General features: G+C 52.1%; 17 protein-coding genes. 1 reads left to right on the top strand and 16 read right to left on the bottom strand.

The features are described 5' to 3' along the window. Positions 1-115: 115 nt before the first annotated feature. The 15 genes from recN to hrcA form a co-directional block, all read right to left on the bottom strand. On the bottom strand, positions 116-1,801 hold the full coding sequence (recN, locus tag FC43_RS06025) for a DNA repair protein RecN (protein WP_056954913.1): 1,686 nt from the start codon (positions 1,799-1,801) through the stop codon (positions 116-118). Between the two features lie 4 nt (positions 1,802-1,805). Next, complete coding sequence (locus FC43_RS06020; protein WP_019205832.1) at positions 1,806-2,255, bottom strand: arginine repressor; 450 nt, start codon at positions 2,253-2,255, stop codon at positions 1,806-1,808. A 43-nt stretch (positions 2,256-2,298) separates the two neighbouring features. Then, positions 2,299-3,123: a TlyA family RNA methyltransferase gene (locus FC43_RS06015; protein WP_056954911.1), complete on the bottom strand. Its 825-nt coding sequence runs from the start codon at positions 3,121-3,123 to the stop codon at positions 2,299-2,301. A gap of 3 nt (positions 3,124-3,126) precedes the next feature. Further along, on the bottom strand, positions 3,127-3,999 hold the full coding sequence (locus FC43_RS06010; RefSeq protein ID WP_056954909.1) for a polyprenyl synthetase family protein: 873 nt from the start codon (positions 3,997-3,999) through the stop codon (positions 3,127-3,129). Between the two features lie 12 nt (positions 4,000-4,011). Further along, positions 4,012-4,311 (bottom strand): exodeoxyribonuclease VII small subunit, encoded by a 300-nt coding sequence (locus tag FC43_RS06005; protein WP_019205835.1) that lies wholly within the window; start codon positions 4,309-4,311, stop codon positions 4,012-4,014. Then, positions 4,301-5,680: an exodeoxyribonuclease VII large subunit gene (gene xseA, locus FC43_RS06000; RefSeq protein ID WP_056954907.1), complete on the bottom strand. Its 1,380-nt coding sequence runs from the start codon at positions 5,678-5,680 to the stop codon at positions 4,301-4,303. Before xseA ends, FC43_RS06005 begins: the two co-directional genes overlap by 11 nt. Beyond that, positions 5,673-6,533 carry a bifunctional 5,10-methylenetetrahydrofolate dehydrogenase/5,10-methenyltetrahydrofolate cyclohydrolase gene (locus FC43_RS05995; RefSeq protein WP_056954905.1) on the bottom strand — a complete coding sequence of 287 codons (861 nt, stop codon included), beginning with the start codon at positions 6,531-6,533 and terminating at the stop codon, positions 5,673-5,675. Before FC43_RS05995 ends, xseA begins: the two co-directional genes overlap by 8 nt. A 78-nt stretch (positions 6,534-6,611) precedes the next feature. Then, the gene (nusB, locus tag FC43_RS05990) at positions 6,612-7,028 is read right to left on the bottom strand and encodes a transcription antitermination factor NusB (RefSeq protein ID WP_056954903.1); all 417 of its coding nucleotides are present in this window, start codon (positions 7,026-7,028) and stop codon (positions 6,612-6,614) included. Next, positions 7,028-7,462: an Asp23/Gls24 family envelope stress response protein gene (locus FC43_RS05985; RefSeq protein WP_019205839.1), complete on the bottom strand. Its 435-nt coding sequence runs from the start codon at positions 7,460-7,462 to the stop codon at positions 7,028-7,030. Before FC43_RS05985 ends, nusB begins: the two co-directional genes overlap by 1 nt. A gap of 126 nt (positions 7,463-7,588) precedes the next feature. Continuing rightward, the gene (locus tag FC43_RS05980; protein ID WP_056954900.1) at positions 7,589-8,662 is read right to left on the bottom strand and encodes a M24 family metallopeptidase; all 1,074 of its coding nucleotides are present in this window, start codon (positions 8,660-8,662) and stop codon (positions 7,589-7,591) included. Positions 8,663-8,746: 84 nt separating this feature from the next. Then, complete coding sequence (gene lepA, locus FC43_RS05975; protein WP_056954897.1) at positions 8,747-10,582, bottom strand: translation elongation factor 4; 1,836 nt, start codon at positions 10,580-10,582, stop codon at positions 8,747-8,749. Between the two features lie 103 nt (positions 10,583-10,685). Continuing rightward, entirely contained in the window at positions 10,686-11,822 is a 1,137-nt protein-coding gene (gene dnaJ / locus FC43_RS05970; RefSeq protein ID WP_019205842.1) for a molecular chaperone DnaJ, read from the bottom strand. A gap of 117 nt (positions 11,823-11,939) precedes the next feature. Next, positions 11,940-13,799 (bottom strand): molecular chaperone DnaK, encoded by a 1,860-nt coding sequence (dnaK, locus tag FC43_RS05965; protein ID WP_056954895.1) that lies wholly within the window; start codon positions 13,797-13,799, stop codon positions 11,940-11,942. Positions 13,800-13,823: 24 nt separating this feature from the next. After that, complete coding sequence (grpE, locus tag FC43_RS05960; protein ID WP_056954893.1) at positions 13,824-14,399, bottom strand: nucleotide exchange factor GrpE; 576 nt, start codon at positions 14,397-14,399, stop codon at positions 13,824-13,826. A 10-nt stretch (positions 14,400-14,409) separates the two neighbouring features. Continuing rightward, a complete protein-coding gene (hrcA, locus tag FC43_RS05955; protein ID WP_056954891.1) occupies positions 14,410-15,459 on the bottom strand; it encodes a heat-inducible transcriptional repressor HrcA in 1,050 nt (349 codons plus the stop codon). A gap of 109 nt (positions 15,460-15,568) precedes the next feature. Between hrcA and FC43_RS05950 the strand changes: the two genes are divergently transcribed. After that, positions 15,569-15,940, top strand: coding sequence for a hypothetical protein (locus FC43_RS05950; RefSeq protein WP_019205846.1), 372 nt, complete (start codon positions 15,569-15,571; stop codon positions 15,938-15,940). 49 nt (positions 15,941-15,989) lie between these two features. Here the strand turns inward: FC43_RS05950 and FC43_RS05945 are convergent, their stop codons facing one another. Beyond that, positions 15,990-16,742 carry an amino acid kinase family protein gene (locus FC43_RS05945; protein ID WP_056954889.1) on the bottom strand — a complete coding sequence of 251 codons (753 nt, stop codon included), beginning with the start codon at positions 16,740-16,742 and terminating at the stop codon, positions 15,990-15,992. Positions 16,743-16,867 lie beyond the last annotated feature (125 nt).

Here is a 16,867-nt window from a genome sequence, read left to right as displayed (position 1 = left end):
GGGGGTAGACCAATTATTCTTCTAAAAGTTCATCAGTACCAGTTGACGAAGAACCCCAAAAACAAATGGCGTTATCCTTGGCTCGCTTGGGCTAAGGGTAACGCCATTTTGCTTGTTATTTTTTTTGCTCCATCGCCAATAGTTCCTTGGCGTGTTCGCGCGTCAGCTTAGTGATTGTGTCGCCCGCCAACATCCGGGCCAACTCATCGATTCGTTGCGCAGCTTGCAGAGGGGTCACTGAAGTCGTTGTCCGCTCATTGTGGACCTGTTTTTGAATCAGAAAATGGTGCTGGGCTACCGCCGCCACCTGCGGCAAGTGGCTGATACAAAGCACCTGCGATTTTTGGGCAATGACTTTGATTTTATCGGCAATTGCTTGCGCTACCCGGCCGCTGACTCCGGTATCCACCTCATCAAAAATGATGCTGGTCACCCCTTCGCCTTGGGCAAAAATCGTCTTCAGGGCTAACATTACCCGTGACAGTTCCCCGCCGGAAGCAATCTTAGCTAAGGGCCCCATCCGTTCGCCCGGATTAGTCTGGATGTAAAATTCAACGTCGTCTTGACCATCAGCCCGAAAATGCTGCTTAGCCACCGGGGCAAAGTGGACCGTAAAAACCGCCCGTTCCATGTACAGTTCCCGTAGTTGGTGCTGGACTTGTTTTTCCAACCGTTGCGCGGCCTGCTTACGCACTTCCGTCAGTTGCTGACCCAACTGCGTCAATTCACTGGTGGTCGCTTGCAAACGAGCCTCTTGATCACTGTCGGAATCGGCCACTTGCTCCATCTCATCTAATTCCGCTTTAATTTGTTCGTAGTAAGCCAGCACATCTGGCAAGCGGTCACCGTACTTGTGCTCTAAATCCCCAATCAGCGTCAGGCGATTTTCGATTTGCTCCAGGCGCCCCTGATCAAATTCTAACCCATCCAACGCCCGGCTAGCGGAGTCAGCAGCATCTTGCAGTGAGTAGTAGGCATCCGCTAACCCCTGGGCGAGATCTTTAAAGGCTGGGTCAAAGGCACTGATCGCTTCGACGTCATTCATCATTTCGGCGACCTGATCTAACACGGGGGCCCCATCCTCCCCATTCAAGCGGGCCGTGACCATCGCCAAGGCATTGTTAATCTGCTGGAAATGCACCAGCCGGTCCCGCTCCGCTTCCAAACTGGCTTCTTCATCGGGTTTGAGGGCCGCCGCTTCAATTTCTTCAACTTGGTACCGCAACATATCCAACCGTTGCGCCCATTGCTGTTCATTTTCTTTTTTGCGCTCTACGGCCGCCTTTAGTTGCTGATATTCCGCATAGGCGGTTTGGTACGCGCTTAACAATGGTTTAACCGGGGCTCCAGCAAACTGGTCGAGCATGGTTAAATGATTTTCGGGTTGCATTAAGAGCTGATGTTCATTTTGGCCTTGAATGTCAACCAGGCCCGCCCCAATCGCTTTGAGAATCGTGGTATTTACCAAGGTCCCGTTTACCCGGATCGTATTGCGCCCGCTTTGGTGAATTTCACGGGAAATAATCAGGGTCCCATCGGCATGGTCAATGCCATATTCATCCAATCGCGCCAATGCCTGGGGGTTTTCCGGGACCGTAAATTGCCCTTGCAGGGTCAGTTTATCCGCGCCCCGGCGAATAAAATCAGTTGAGCCGCGGCTCCCGGCCAACAACCCCACCGCATCAATGATAATTGACTTGCCGGCCCCGGTTTCCCCCGTTAAGACCGTCATCTGGTCATCAAAGGCTAAGGTCAAATGATTAATAATCGCTAAGTTATCAATCGTCAGCTCTTGTAACATTGCTCTACCTCATTTGTTCCAACGTTGCCGCAAATTGATCCGCCGCCGTGGCCGATTGGCAAACCACTAACACCGTCATATCATCGCCAATCGCCGTAAAGACTTCCGGGAATTCCAACCGGTTAATTAGCATTGCCACCACCGGGCCATGTCCCGGGTGCATCGTCAAGGACAAGAACCGGTCGGACTTTTTTAAGACCTGTAAATAGGTCTGAATTGCCTTTTGCAGTTGGGCATCTTCATTTTCCGACTTCTTGGTTGGCATACTGTAACGATACCCACCGTCCGCCGTCGGCACCTTGATTAACTTTAACTCCTTAATATCGCGTGAAATGGTCGCCTGGGTAACGGTAATCCCGACTTCCCCCAACAAAGTCACCAAATCTTCTTGGCGTTCTACCGCGTGCTGTTCAATAATTTGCTTAATTTCCGCTTGCCGGTTGGTTTTCTTCATTTCATCACTCACTCCTCTAATCGCTCGGCTTCCCCTACCGAATTTATTTTTTGGCGTTCAGCTCCGTCTGGGCGGCCGCCACTACCGCTGCAATATCAATCGTGGGCGCCACGTGGGCTTGGGCTGGCCCCACCAAGGCCAACTGGGCTAAAAATTCGATGTTGCCCTGACCACCTTTAATCGGCGAAAAGTCCAGCTGTTCAACGGCAAAACCCGCTGCCGTAGTAAAAGCAAAGACGTGCTCAATTACTTCCTGGTGAACGGCAGGATCCTTAATAATCCCATGCTTGCCCACCTTTTCTTTGCCCGCTTCAAACTGGGGTTTAATCAAAGCAACGACTTTGCCGGCGGGCTTTAAAATTTCCGCGAGCGGCGGCAAAATCAAACTCAAGGAGATAAAGGAAACGTCAATTGAAGCGAACTCTGGTTGGCCCCGGTGGAAATCCGCTAGTTTGGAATAACGGAAATTAGTTTGCTCCATGACCTCGACCCGGGGATCATCGCGCAGTTGCCAGACCAATTGATTCGTCCCCACGTCTAAGGCATAACTTAATTTGGCCCCATTTTGCAACATCACATCGGTAAAGCCACCCGTCGAAGAGCCAATGTCTAAGACGGTTAAACCAGCCACCGAAAGCCCAAAGACTTGCAGCGCCTTTGCCAGTTTTAACCCCCCACGACTTACATACGGCATTTTCTTGCCCTTTAGGTGCAAAGTCGTGGTGACCGGAATTTTTTGACCCGCCTTATCCAAGCGTTCATTATTTTGCCCCAAGACTTCCCCGGCCATGACCGCCCGCTTGGCTTGTTCGCGGGAATCAAATAACCCTTGTTTTACCAGTAATACATCAACGCGCTCTTTTTCCATCCCTTACCTCTCAAAATAAGCTAAAAATTCATCTAAAATCTGTGGTTGCACCGCTAATTGGGCCCCGAGGGCGTCCCGCGCCTGCCGCGCCGTGGTCAAGGCTTGGGCTAAGGCCGCTTGGGCCCCGGCCAATCCTAACAGTCCCGGGTAGGTATTTTTGTGCGCGGCCGCATCCCGGTGAACTTCCTTGCCAACTTCCGCACTGGTTGCGGTCACATCCAACAAATCATCCTGGATTTGAAAGGCCAATCCATAGGCCTTACCGAAGGCGAACAGGTCGCCAATTACCTGCGGGGTGGCTTGGGCAATCATCCCACCGGCCACGACCGCGTAAGCCAGTAAAGCCCCGGTCTTTTGGGCGTGAACCGTTTGTAACTGGCCCAAGGTCAGCTCTTCTTTTTCGCCCTCAATGTCCTTCGCTTGCCCCGCCACCATGCCAGCTGGTCCCGCGGCCCGCGCCAAACTCTTCACCAGTTGCACCTGCGTGGTCAGGGGCAGCTCGTTTTCCGTCAACCAAGTAAAGGCCAACGTTAACAAACCATCCCCGGCTAAGGTTGCCATCCCGGCCCCAAATTTTTTGTGGTTCGTCGGCACCCCCCGCCGTAAATCATCGTTATCCATTGCCGGCAAATCATCATGAATCAAAGAATAAGTGTGTAATAATTCGACGGCACATGCGGCCTTGACCACCGCGGGGGTTAATTCCTGGCCCAACAGTTCAGCCACCCCCAAAGTCAGGGCGGGCCGCAACCGTTTGCCACCCGCCAACAGGGAGTAGGCCATTGCCGCTTGCAATTGGGGTTGATCGACATCGACCGCCAAATGCGCTGCTAAGTAGTCATTGATCAGGGTTTGTAATTCTGAAAGCTTATGCACAGGTTTCCTCCCTTAATCCGTTTCAGGCCGGGCAAACTCAGACCGGTAACCCTGGTTTTGCACGCCATTGTTGCTTAAATCGTCACCAGCTTGTTCGGCGGCTTGCATATTCCCATTTTCGTCCACTAATTGGGCTAACGTTGCTTGCGCGTGATCCAACTGCGTTTGCATCGCTTGCGCCAATTGCATCCCCGTCTGAAATTCCTTAATGGAATCGTCCAAACTTAATTGACCGTTCTGGAGGTGGCCCACAATCGTTTGTAATTGGGCCATTTGTTCTTCAAAAGTTGCATCTGCCTGTTTAGTTGCCATTTTCTGTTTCCTTTCGAATTTCTTCGACCGTTACCGTTGCTTGCCCATCGTAAAAATGCAATTCCAACTGATCACCCGGCGCCAAATTCTGCGCACTGACCACTTGCGCAGCCTTCGTAACGTAGCTGTACCCCCGGTGCAAGACCTTCAAGGGACTGAGGGCATCCAACTGGCCGGCGGCTTGGGCTAGTGCTTGTTGCGCGCTTTGCAGCCGCGCGTGCATCGCTTGGCGCAGGGCGGTTTGCTGGTGCGTTAACTCTAGCTGATTGCGCTTTAAATTATTCTGTGGTGATACCAACTGAAGCTGGTTGAGCAGCCTGGTTAATTGCTGTTGCGCCCGTTGCAAGCGTTGGGCCTGCGCTTGCCGCAAGGCGGTTTGGGCATCATCTAATTGCTGACTGGGGCGTTCCAACAGCCGCGCGGGCTGTGCCAACGGGGAAGTCTGCCTTAACGTCGTCAGTGCTTGCGTAGCCATTTGTAATTTGGTCTGGACGCTCCAAACCAAATTGGCTTGCTGGTTTTTCAACTCCGCTTTGACATCCGTCAATAGCCAGGCCGACGCTTGCACCGCTGCCGCAGTTGGCGTCGCCGCGCGCTGATCAGCGGCCAAGTCGGCAATCGTCGTATCCGTTTCATGCCCCACGGATGAAATCACCGGAATTTGCGATTCCGCAATTGCGCGGCCAACCACTTCTTCATTAAACGCCCAAAGGTCCCCCCGCGAACCCCCACCGCGGGCAACAATCAGGGTATCGTAATCGCCATCCGCGTTGGCCCGCGCAATTTGGCGCGCAATCATTGGCGCCGCGTCGTCCCCTTGGACCTTCGTGGCATAAAAAACCAACTGGATCAAGGGATTGCGCCGGCGAAAGGTGGTGATCAAATCGTGCTTAACGGCCGCATCATTACTGGTTACGATCGCCACGCGCCGGGGAAACAGCCGCACTGGCCGTTTCGGTCGCTCAAACAAGCCTTCCTGGCTTAATTTGTGGTACATTTGCTCAAAGGCCACTTGTAAGCTCCCGACCCCAACCGGTTCGAGGTGATCCACATAAAACTGGTACTCCCCGTGGTTGGGGTAAACAGCGACCCGGCCCCGAACCAAGACCTTCATTCCGTTTTCTAATTGGACATGAACCTTCGCAAACGCACTCTGAAACATGACGGCCTTGATCTTAAACCGATCCTTGGCAGCCAACGTTTCATCATCGTCTTTGAGGGCAAAGTACTGGTGGCGACTGGAAGGACGGTAATCCGTCAATTCCCCCACCAACCATAAATGCCGGCTGTTCAAGTAGGGATCCGCTTCAAACTTCCGGTTAATGTAGCGGGTCAATTGGCCCACGGTTAATGGTTGATCCTTAGGCATCGGTCTGACTCCATTCCGCTAGATCGACCGTTTGGGTCATCAAACTGGCAATCGTCATCGGGCCGACACCACCCGGAACAGGGGTGATGGCTTGGGCGAGAGGTTCAACGGCCGCAAAGTCCACGTCGCCAACCAAATGGCCATCCGCCAAGCGGTTGATCCCGACATCAATCACGACGGCGCCGGGTTTAACCATCGCGGCCGTTACCAGTTGTGATTGCCCCGCGGCGACGACTAACAGATCCGCCGTCTTCATCAAGGCCGCCGCCGCCTTGGTCCGGCGGCCAATCATCGTTACTGTCGCATTACGGTTCACCAGTAAGGCTTGCAGGGGCCGGCCAACTAAAATACTGCGCCCCACAATCACGGCCCGCGCGCCCGCGTATTCAAAATTCAACGTATCAAGCATCGTAATGATCCCCCGCGGGGTGCAGGCCACCGGGTAATGCCCTGGCAAATGATTGTACAGCTTCCCCACATTCAAGGGATGAAAACCATCCACGTCCTTAGCCGGGTCGATCATGGCAACTAACGCTTGTTCATCCAAATGCGCCGGCAATGGCGATTGGACCAGGATCGCATGAATCCGCTCATCGTGGTTATAAGCATCAATGACGGCTGCCACCTCGGCTTGTTGCGCCGTGGCCGGTAAGGTGGTTTGCACCGAGTAAATCCCTAATTCCCGCGCTTTTCGTTGTTTGCTGCGTACGTAAACCTGGCTGGCCGGGTCGTCCCCCACCAAAATTACGGCTAAGCCGGGGGTGATCCCGCTTGCGCGCAAGGCGGCGACCCGGCGCGCCGTCTTATCATTTTCCAGCTGAGCGAGGCGCTTACCATCAATTAAAGTTGCCATGTGTCCAATCCCCTTTCGCTAGCAAAAAGACGAGGCCTGCGTACTCTTCGCAAAAACCTCGTCACTAAACGCAATTTGTTAATCCTGGGGCATTTCCTTTTCCAAACTGCCCAGGATCCCATTAATAAACTTCCGCGACGGTTCATCGCTGAAATCCTTGGCCAATTGCAAGGCTTCATTGATTACGACTGCCGCAGGAACCGTTGAATTGTAGCGCAGTTCAAAGGTTGCTAACCGTAAAATCACCAGGTTGGGCCGGGCCAGCCGGGCCAGACTCCAACCCGCTGCCAAGTGGGCTTCAATCAGCGCATCCAATTCCGCTTGGTGAGCCAGAACCCCCTCGACTAATTCGCTTAAAAAAGCGGGGGCACTTTCGCCTTCTTTCAAGGGCAAAACTTCTTGGTACAATTCACTCTTCTCTGCATCCGGGGTAGTTGCTAAAGCAAACAAGGCTTGAAAGGCTGCTACCCGAATCCGGTGCCGACTAAAACTCACTACTCTTCACCATTACTTTCTTCTTGTTCAAATAAGTTATCAGGGTCAAAGGCTTGGGCTTCCTTTTCCGTGATGATGCCTTGCACGTGGACATTGACTTCGGTTACGGTCAGGTCGGTCATCAGTGCAATCTGTTGCTTCACCCGGTCTTGAATCTGAGCCGCTACCTTGGGTACCGCGGCCCCGTAGGTTAAGTAAACGGCCACGTCCAAGGTCAACTGATCGTCTTTAACGGTTACTTTGACCCCCCGCCGGTGGTCCGAACGCCCTAGTAATTCGCCAACGTTATTGGCAAAGGAGCCGTGCATCCGGGCGACGCCTTCAATTTGGCTGGCGGCAATCCCAGCGATAAATTCCAAGACACGGGGCGCAATTTGAATTTCGCCCAGGGCCTGGTCGTTCGCATTCAAGATAATGGTTGAATCTTCTGCCATGCTTAAATCCTCCATTTATTATCAATTCACTTTCCGTGAACGGCGAAGCTTTTGGAACAGCCAGAAGTTCGCACTATATCTATTTTATTGTGCACTAGATCCCACTAAAAATCAACTCATGCTTCGCTATTTGAGCACCAGCAATTCCGTGGGGGCATGGGTCAGCACTTCATGACCACCATGCGTTACCAAAACGTCATCTTCAATTCGAACCCCAAACAAGCCCGGTAAATAAATGCCGGGTTCAACGGTAATGACTTGGTTGTGCTTTAAGCGTACTTGCGTGGTTGCTGGGCCATAGCTGGCCGGTAATTCATGCACCGTTAAGCCAATCCCGTGGCCCATGCCATGCTGAAATTCATCACCGTACCCCGCCGCTTCAATCAACTGCCGCCCGGCGGCATCCAGAGCGGCCCCATTGGCACCCGCCGCGATTTTTTCAATCACCGCTTGGCGAGCTTGGTTTACCAATTCATAGACCGCTTTAAATTCAAAATCGGGTTCCCCCACGGCCACCGTCCGGGTCAAATCCGCGGTATAACCATCAACCCAATAGCCAAAATCAAGCGTCACCACATCCCCAGCGGCAATTTTGCGCGGCGAGACGGTCGCATGGGGTTTGGCCGCATTCGGCCCCGAAGCCACAATCGGCGGAAAGGAGGCGGCCGTGGCCCCATGTTCCTTCATCCAAAAGTCCAACCGGTTCGCCACTGCTTGTTCACTCAGCCCGGGTTGCAAGATCCCAAGCAAATACTCGAAGGCCTGATCGTGCAGGTGCGCGGCCGCCCGTAACTTAGCCACTTCACGACTGTCCTTTTCGGCCCGCGCTTGTTCAATCAGGCCCCGGCACGGCACCAAATCCGCCGTCATTAATTCATCCAGCTGGTCGTAGACTTCATAGCTCAAACTGGTTTCAAAACCCAGGACCATTAAGTCCTGTTTTTCCAAAAGTTCATTAATGCTGCCGTAGTAATCGCGGGTAATCAATCCGGTCACTTCCGTCGTCGCAAACTCCCGCAGTGCTTGTGTATAGCGATCATCAGTCACCAAGATGGCCTGGGTCGCCGTAACCAGTAAGGCGCCATCCCCTGCCGTTAACGAAAAGCCGGTTAAATAAAAGATATTCGTCGCATCGGTAACTAACAAGGCGTCGAGGTACAGGGTTGGTAATTGTTGTTGTAAACGTTCAATTCGTGTCATATTTCCTCTCACTAAGCAACGATGAAAGCGGCCGCCCGCGCTTTGGGGCCACCGCTTCTTGTTTCCGATATTAGGGGTGGGCGTTTACTTGCCTTCGACTTCTTCGTCGGTTTGCAAGACCGCCATAAAGGCTTTCTGAGGAATTTCGACCTTGCCGACGGCCTTCATCCGCTTCTTGCCCCGTTTTTGCTTGTCTAGCAGCTTGGCCCGCCGGTCCGGATCCCCCGTGTGGATCCGGGCCGTAACGTCCTTACGGTAAGCTTTGATCGTCGTCCGGGCAATAATCTTGGACCCAATTGCCGCTTGAATTGGAATTTCAAAGTTTTGCCGCGGAATAATCTTCTTTAACTTGGCCGCAATTTCGCGCCCTCGTTCGGCCGCAAAGTCGCGGTGAGTAATGAAGCTCAAGGCATCGACCCGGTCCCCATTCAACAGAATATCGATTTTGACCAGGTCACTTTCCAGGTAATCATCCACTTCGTAATCCAGGGAGGCATACCCGTGGGTACTGGACTTCAATTTGTCAAAGAAATCATAGATAATTTCGGCCAGCGGAATATGGTAAATTACGTTGACCCGGGTATCACTCAGGTATTCCATCGTATCAAATTGGCCCCGCTTGCGTTGGCACAATTCCATCACCGCCCCCACGTAATCATTGGGCACCATGATTGAGGCTTTGACATAGGGTTCTTTAATGTCCTTAATTGCTGACACATCGGGCATTTCCGCAGGATTTTCCACCGCCTTGGTGGTCTGATCATGCAGGTCAACGTGGTAGGTTACCGAAGGCGCCGTCGTAATCAAATCCAAATCAAATTCCCGCTCCAGCCGTTCTTGGACCACATCCATGTGCAATAAGCCCAAAAAACCGCACCGGAACCCAAAGCCCAAGGCCTGCGAAGATTCGGGTTCAAAGGTCAGTGCCGCATCGTTTAGTTGTAATTTTTCCAGGGCTTCCCGCAAGTCATTAAACTTGGCGTTATCCGTCGGGTACAGCCCGGCATAAACCATGGGCGTCATCTGGCGGTAACCAGCCAAAGCGTCACTGGTTGGCTGGGCGGCTGACGTCACGGTATCCCCAACTTGGGTGTCTTTAATGTCTTTAATCGCGGCCGTAATGTAACCGACGTCTCCTGCCATCAAGACATCCCGCGCCAGGGGCTTAGGGGAGTTGATCCCCACTTCCGCCACTTCGTATTCAGCCCCGCTGTTCATTAATTTGATCCGATCCCCCTTCTTAACGGTCCCTTCAAAGACCCGGATCGATAAGACCACCCCGCGGTAGTCATCATACTTCGAATCAAAAATCAAGGCTTTCAGCGGCGCGGCCAAGTCGCTCGTCGGTGCCGGGACGTCATGGACAATTTTTTCTAAGACTTCGGCGACTCCGACCCCGGTCTTCGCACTAATATCGACGGCTTCATCCGTTTCCAACCCGATTTCATCTTCAATTTGTTGCCGCGTCCCTGCCGGATCAGCGGAGGGCAAGTCCACCTTATTGATAATCGGCAAAATTGCCAGGTCATTATCAAGGGCCAAATAGACATTGGCCAGGGTCTGGGCTTCGACCCCTTGTGTTGAGTCCACCACTAACAGGGCCCCCTCACAAGCGGCTAACGAACGTGATACCTCATACGAGAAGTCGACGTGCCCGGGGGTGTCAATCAAGTGGAAAATATAATCCTGGCCATCTTTGGCATGGTAAGTTAACGCCACCGCGTTTAACTTGATCGTAATCCCCCGTTCCCGCTCTAATGGCATGTCATCCAGGATCTGATTTTTCATTTCCCGCTTACTGATTGTATCCGTCATTTCCAAAATCCGGTCTGCTAAGGTCGATTTCCCATGATCAATGTGGGCGACAATCGAAAAATTGCGGATCCGTTTTTGGCGTTCCTTCATTGCTGCTAAATCCATTTCACCAGGCTCACTTTCTTATCGCATTTTCTAACTATTTAGTATACCAAAATTTAACGGACAAAGAAAAAGGGACCGGTTAAGTCCAGTCCCCAATTCAAATTTAGTCATCAAAGGCATCGCGCAGCTTATCAAAGAAACCGCCTTTGTAACCCTTCACGTCTTCACCAGAAGCCGCCGCAAAGGCCAATAAGGCTTCTTTTTGCCGCTTGTTGAGGTTTTGCGGTGTCTTAACGTGGACGGTAACGTGTTCATCACCGACCCCTTTCCCGTTGACAAATGGCACCCCTTTCCCCCGCAAGCGGAAGTTGGTTTCGGATTCCGTCCCGGCCGGAATCTTTAAATCAACATCACCGTGGACGGTCTTAACCTTGATTTTGTCACCAAGGGCCGCTTGGGTAAACGAAATGTCTTGGTCGACATAAATCGTCGTGCCATCCCGCCGGAAGTCCCGACTTGGCGTCACCCGAAAGACAATGTATAAGTCCCCGTACGGGCCACCGTTTTGGCCAACTTCCCCTTGGCCTTGCAAGCGCATTTGTTGGCCATCGTCAACCCCAGCTGGCACCTTCACCTTTAATTCATGCCGTTCACTCACGTGACCTGCGCCATGACACTTGGTACATTGGTCCCCCGGTTGGACTTCCTGACCGGTCCCATGACAAGTCGGACAAACTTCTTGGGATTGCATCATCCCCATCATCGTTTGCCGTTGGTGCAAGATGTAGCCTTGGCCGCCACATTGGTGACAAGTGACCGGACTCTTGCCCGGCTTGGCCCCAGTTCCGTGACAAACGTCGCATTGGGCATCACGATTGTACTTGATCGTCGTTGCCTTCCCCTTGATCGCGTCCATAAATTCCAGGGTCATCGTGTATTGCAGATCACGCCCTTGTTGTGGCGCCCGCGGATCGCGCCGCCGGCCACCGCCAAAGAGGTCCCCAAAGAGATCAGAAAAATCACCAAACCCTTGCGCACCGCCAAAGCCTTGCCCAAAGCCTTGTCCGCCAAAGCCCCCTTGGGGGCCAGCGGAGCCAAACTGATCGTATTGGGACCGCTTTTGGGCATCACTCAGCGTTTCGTAAGCTTCATTAATGTCTTTAAACTTTTGTTCCGCCCCTGGTTCATGATTGACATCCGGGTGGTACTTCGCCGCTAATTTCCGGTAAGCCCGCTTAATTTCAGCGTCCGAAGCATCCTTTTTGACGCCCAAAATGTCGTAGTAATCTTTCTCTGCCATGCTTTTTCCCCTTCAACTTTGCTGTGATCAATTCCGCTGGTCCTCGCACCACAACTTGATAACTCACAAAAGAGGTTGGGTAGCTACTCAACCTCTTTTGCCTAGCCGGTCACCAGCTTACTTTTGGTCTGGGTTGACTTCTTCAAAATCACCATCAACCGTCTTGCTATCGTTGTTGCCTTGCCCATTGTCATTGCCAGAAGTTGGGTTGCCTTGCCCCGCTGCCCCGTTTTGTTCTTGGGCTTGTTGGTAAAGCTTAACCGTCAAGTCTTGGATAATCTTGTTTAAGTCATCCTTCTTGGCCTTCATGGCTTCAATGTCGTTGGCATCCTTGGCCTTTTGTAATTCTTCCTTGGCGTCCTTGGCCTTTTGAATTTCGTCAGCGGAAACCTTACCGTCCAATTCCTTTAAGGTCTTGTCGGTTTGGAAGAGCAGTTGATCCGTTTCGTTGCGAACATCGGCTTCTTCCTTCTTCTTCTTGTCGGCTTCGGCGTTGGCTTCGGCATCCTTCTTCATCCGTTCGATTTCTTCGTCGGATAAGCCGGAGTTGGACTTAATCGTAATGTTTTGCTTCTTGTGCGTCCCTTGGTCTTCGGCCGAAACATTTACAATCCCGTTCTTGTCGATATCAAAGGTCACCTTGATTTGTGGCACCCCACGTGGTGCAGGCGGAATATCCGTCAATTGGAAGTTCCCCAGCGTCTTGTTGTCCGCTGCCATCGGCCGTTCCCCTTGCAGAACATGGATATCAACGGCTGGTTGGTTATCAGCGGCCGTGGAGAAGATTTGACTCTTGGAAGTTGGAATCGTGGTGTTGCGGTCAATCAACTTCGTGAAAACCCCACCCATGGTTTCAATCCCCAGGGACAGTGGCGTAACGTCCAGCAGAACCACGTCTTTAACGTCCCCGGTCAGGACCCCACCTTGAACGGCAGCCCCTAAGGCCACGGCTTCGTCTGGGTTGATGGAGTGGTTTGGTTCCTTGCCCGTCAATTCCTTTACCATTTCTTGTACGGCTGGAATCCGCGTTGAACCACCGTTTAAGATCACTTCATCGATGTCAGCGAAGGTCAAGTCCGCATCCTTCATCGCGTTGAGGACTGGTTGCTTGGTCCGTTCCACCAGATCGTTCGTCAGTTGGTTGAATTGAGCCCGGGTCAACGTCTTTTCCAAGTGCAGGGGGCCATTTTCACCAGACGTGATAAATGGCAGGCTGATTTGCGCTTCTTGCACCCCGGACAGATCCTTCTTTGCCTTTTCAGCGGCATCCTTCAGCCGTTGCAAGGCCATCTTGTCTTGGGACAGGTCAATCCCGTTTTCAGCCTTAAATTCAGCGACCAGCCAATCCATGATCTTTTGGTCAAAGTCGTCCCCACCAAGGTGCGTGTCCCCGTTCGTGGACAAGACTTGGAAGACCCCGTCCCCTAATTCAAGGATGGAAACGTCAAACGTCCCCCCACCAAGGTCGTAAACCAGGATCTTTTCATCTTTTTCTTGCTTGTCTAAGCCGTAAGCCAACGATGAAGCAGTTGGTTCGTTAATGATCCGCTTCACGTCCAAACCGGCAATCTTCCCGGCATCCTTCGTTGCTTGCCGTTGAGCATCGTTAAAGTAGGCTGGCACCGTGATGACAGCTTGCGTAACCGTGTCGCCAATGTAGTCTTCGGCATACTTCTTCAGGTATTGCAAAATCATCGCTGAAATTTCTTGCGGCGTGTATTGCTTCCCTTCAATGTCAACCGTGTAGCCGGCTTCACCCATGTGGCTCTTGATCGACTTAATCGTGTTCGGGTTGGTAATTGCTTGGCGCTTGGCCACTTCCCCAACTTGAACTTCCCCGTTCTTAAAGGAAACTACGGACGGGGTCGTCCGGCCCCCTTCAGGGTTGGTAATAATCTTTGGTTCGTTACCTTCCATTACGGCAACGGCAGAATTGGTCGTCCCGAGGTCAATCCCGATAATCTTGTTACTTGCCATTTTCTTACCTTCTTTTTTCTAAAATTATTGTGCAACAATCACCATGGCGGGCCGGAGTACCCGGTCCTTTAACACGTAGCCCGCTTGCAGGACTTGGACTACCGTGTCCGGTGTTTGACCATCCGCAACCGGTACTGTTTGAACCGCTTGGGAGGTTTGGGGATCAAACGGCTTGTTAAGCGCGTCGATTTCTGTTACCCCATGGTCCTGCAAAGCTTTTTCCAGGTGATCGTGAACCATTTGAATGCCCTTTTTCAATTGTTGGCCGCTTTCGTCGGTCACTTCAATTTCCAAAGCCCGCTTCAAATTATCTAAGACCGGCAAAATCCCCTTGGCGAGGTCTTGCCCATCGTATTTTAACAGTCCTTCGCGTTCCTTGGCAAAACGCTTGGTCATGTTTTGAATTTCAGCTTGGGCCCGCAAGTACTGGTCGTCTTTTTCCGCGATCTGTGCTTGTAAGTCTGCCACTTGCTTGGCCAAGTCCGTTTGTTGCTCTTCTGCGGATGCGGCTTGCGCTTCGGTCGTTGCTTCCTCGGCTTGCGCCGCAGTCTCTGCTGCTTGAGCGGCGGATTGTTGTGCCGCTTGCTTTTCTTCTGCCATCTAACCCCTCCTAGGAATCATAGTAATGATGATAGTAGTTTAACAACCGTTTTGCAAGTTCATGGCGAAAGGCATCCACCAACCCAATCGTGCGGGCATATGACATTTGCGCCGGCCCTAAGACGGCAATGATGCCTTCCCCATATTGATCAACCTGATACTTCGCCGTGATCAGCGCATAGTCATCTAACAGCTTATCCTTGGCGATTTCCGAACCAATCTTGACGGTTACCTCATCACCCGCGGTATCCAGATCAATCATTGACGACAAACGCTCACTTTGGTCCAGCAATTCATAAATCGCCTTCATCGCTTTGCCATCCTTATGCTCGTCCATTCCCAAGAGATTAAACCGGCCGCCAACGTAAAAGCGCTCGCCGGCAGCCCGGTTCACCACCGTATCAAAGATCCGCAAGAACCCTTCTGGCTGTGCCAAATACTGGGTCAGCTGCACTGGAATGTCTTGATTGAGGCGCTTGACCACTTCAGTCAGTGGCAAGCCCACCAACTGATCATTAATCAAGCGGATCACTGCTTCCAACGCTTCTGGATCAACGCGTTTGGGAATCGTAAAGGATTGGCTTTCAACTTCGCCACTATCCGTCACTAAAATCCCCAAGACGCGGGAATTCCCCAGGTCCACCAATCGAAACCCACTCAACCGCACATTTTGCTGTTCGGGCTTCAGGGTAAACGCGGTATATGACGTCAAGTTGGATAAAATCTCTGCCGAATGGGAAACAATTTCATCAATCTTTTGGAATTCCGTCCCCAAGGAATTGTGAATCATTGCCGAATCCGTTGCGGAAATCATCGCTGGATCCAAGAGGTGATCAACATAATAGCGATACCCCTGCTTGGAGGGCACCCGTCCCGAAGAAGAATGTTCCTTTTTCACCAGCCCTTCATGTTCGAGGACCACCATTTCATTACGAATCGTCGCCGAACTGACTTTAAAAGGCAATACCTCCGCCAAAAGCTTGGAGCCGACCGGTTGACCAGTGACGGTGAACTGACGTACAATCGCCTGGAGGATCAACTCTTGCCGTTGTGTTAGCATCTCATCACTTCCTTTTAGCACTCTTGGTTGCTAAGTGCTAAACACAATTAATAATATACCAACCTCACCGGTAAAAGTCAACAAAAGTCAAAGTATTTGGAGAAATTTTATGTCACAAGAAAAAGCGCGCTATATCAAGCCCCAAAGTGCCGTCGAGGCCATGGAGCTGATTCAAAAGCTCTTTAATCAATACCGTAATGCCCCCCTCACCCAAGAATTACTGACCTACCACCTGAATTTACTGACCCGGCTGCAAACCGACATCAAAACCGCCGCCGAACAAGCCGGCGATCCCAAACTGTTGACGGGCTTGCAAACGATGACGGCAGCGATGCAATCGTGGTCGGGGATTCGCTTTAGCGGGCGGCCCTTTCCCGGGAAGTTGCGCCACTTTAAATTAGACACCGATTCCCACCCGCACTTTAAAACCCAAGTGCACAAGATCAAAGGGACTGCCAGCCACCGTAGTAAGCGGCATTAATAGACTATAAACGCCCAGCCTTCACCACCATGAAAGCTGGGCGTTTGGTTTAAGCGGGTTTCACAATCGTCCAGGTGGCTTCACCTTGGCGATTGACCAGTTGCAAGCGTAATGGCAAAGCCGCTTGCTGGGCAATACTCAGCGCTTGGGGATGGATTACCTGCGCCCCGGCCGAATGCGCCAATTGTTGATAGGTCAAAGTCGTCGTTAACGTCGGCCCCGCGACTTGCTTTAACCGCAGTGACTTCGCCGGACTCACATCGACAAACAAATCCAACCGTTGGGCCCCAAAAGCTGCCGCTAAGACCGCCGCCGTAATGTCCGAGCCGCCCACTTCCAGGGTTGTTAATTGTCCCGCCGCATTTTGGCCTTGAAAGCCGGCCACCACGACGACCTGCGCATCAGACGAAAAGGCCTGTTCAATTGGTTGCTTATCCAAGCGCGCAATTTGGGCTTTTTGATAATGATCATTAGTATAGATCCCCGCTTGCGGCCCGGTTAGCCCTACCACGTTTAAGCCTTGCTGACGCATTTCGTTGACCATCAAGGACATCGCAATCACTTCCCCCGTGCCGACCAACTGGGCTAATTCACGCGGTTGTAAAGCACTAAAGTCACCCCCTACCAACTTTTCCAGGCTGGCCGTTGCATACGGTTGGGCGGGTCCCTTAGGGGCCGAAACCACCGCAATTACCCGGTGGCCCGTCGCGAGGACTTCTTTTACCTGACGGATTGCCAATTGGCGGGTCGTCACGTCTTGCATGACCTTACCACTAAACTTTTGGACAATTAAATTCTCCATCCTGTCATCCCCTTAACTGGTTTTATCCCCATTAAACCCTAAAATTCTAACCACTTTATGGTGCTTTGCTTAAGATTCAATTAATCCCCTGAACGACAACCGGGAGGGCGCCACCACATCAGCGA

The organism is Limosilactobacillus ingluviei DSM 15946 (assembly GCF_001435775.1).
Classification (GTDB): Bacteria; Bacillota; Bacilli; order Lactobacillales; family Lactobacillaceae; genus Limosilactobacillus; species Limosilactobacillus ingluviei.
The sequence above is the reverse complement of the archived record's forward strand: the minus strand, read 5'-3'. Positions and strand labels throughout refer to the sequence as shown.

Bases quoted from the DNA above. Each gene is read 5' to 3' on its own strand.
- FC43_RS05945 (WP_056954889.1), bottom strand. From the start codon at position 16,742: ATGGAGAATTTAATTGTCCAAAAGTTTAGTGGTAAGGTCATGCAAGAC.
- dnaJ (WP_019205842.1), bottom strand. From the start codon at position 11,822: ATGGCAGAGAAAGATTACTACGACATTTTGGGCGTCAAAAAGGATGCT.
- lepA (WP_056954897.1), bottom strand. From the start codon at position 10,582: ATGGATTTAGCAGCAATGAAGGAACGCCAAAAACGGATCCGCAATTTT.
- hrcA (WP_056954891.1), bottom strand. From the start codon at position 15,459: ATGCTAACACAACGGCAAGAGTTGATCCTCCAGGCGATTGTACGTCAG.
- FC43_RS06015 (WP_056954911.1), bottom strand. From the start codon at position 3,123: ATGGAAAAAGAGCGCGTTGATGTATTACTGGTAAAACAAGGGTTATTT.
- recN (WP_056954913.1), bottom strand. From the start codon at position 1,801: ATGTTACAAGAGCTGACGATTGATAACTTAGCGATTATTAATCATTTG.
- grpE (WP_056954893.1), bottom strand. From the start codon at position 14,399: ATGGCAGAAGAAAAGCAAGCGGCACAACAATCCGCCGCTCAAGCAGCA.
- xseA (WP_056954907.1), bottom strand. From the start codon at position 5,680: ATGCCTAAGGATCAACCATTAACCGTGGGCCAATTGACCCGCTACATT.
- FC43_RS05995 (WP_056954905.1), bottom strand. From the start codon at position 6,533: ATGGCAACTTTAATTGATGGTAAGCGCCTCGCTCAGCTGGAAAATGAT.
- FC43_RS05985 (WP_019205839.1), bottom strand. From the start codon at position 7,462: ATGGCAGAAGATTCAACCATTATCTTGAATGCGAACGACCAGGCCCTG.
- FC43_RS05950 (WP_019205846.1), top strand. From the start codon at position 15,569: ATGTCACAAGAAAAAGCGCGCTATATCAAGCCCCAAAGTGCCGTCGAG.
- FC43_RS06005 (WP_019205835.1), bottom strand. From the start codon at position 4,311: ATGGCAACTAAACAGGCAGATGCAACTTTTGAAGAACAAATGGCCCAA.
- dnaK (WP_056954895.1), bottom strand. From the start codon at position 13,799: ATGGCAAGTAACAAGATTATCGGGATTGACCTCGGGACGACCAATTCT.
- FC43_RS06020 (WP_019205832.1), bottom strand. From the start codon at position 2,255: ATGAAGAAAACCAACCGGCAAGCGGAAATTAAGCAAATTATTGAACAG.
- FC43_RS05980 (WP_056954900.1), bottom strand. From the start codon at position 8,662: ATGACACGAATTGAACGTTTACAACAACAATTACCAACCCTGTACCTC.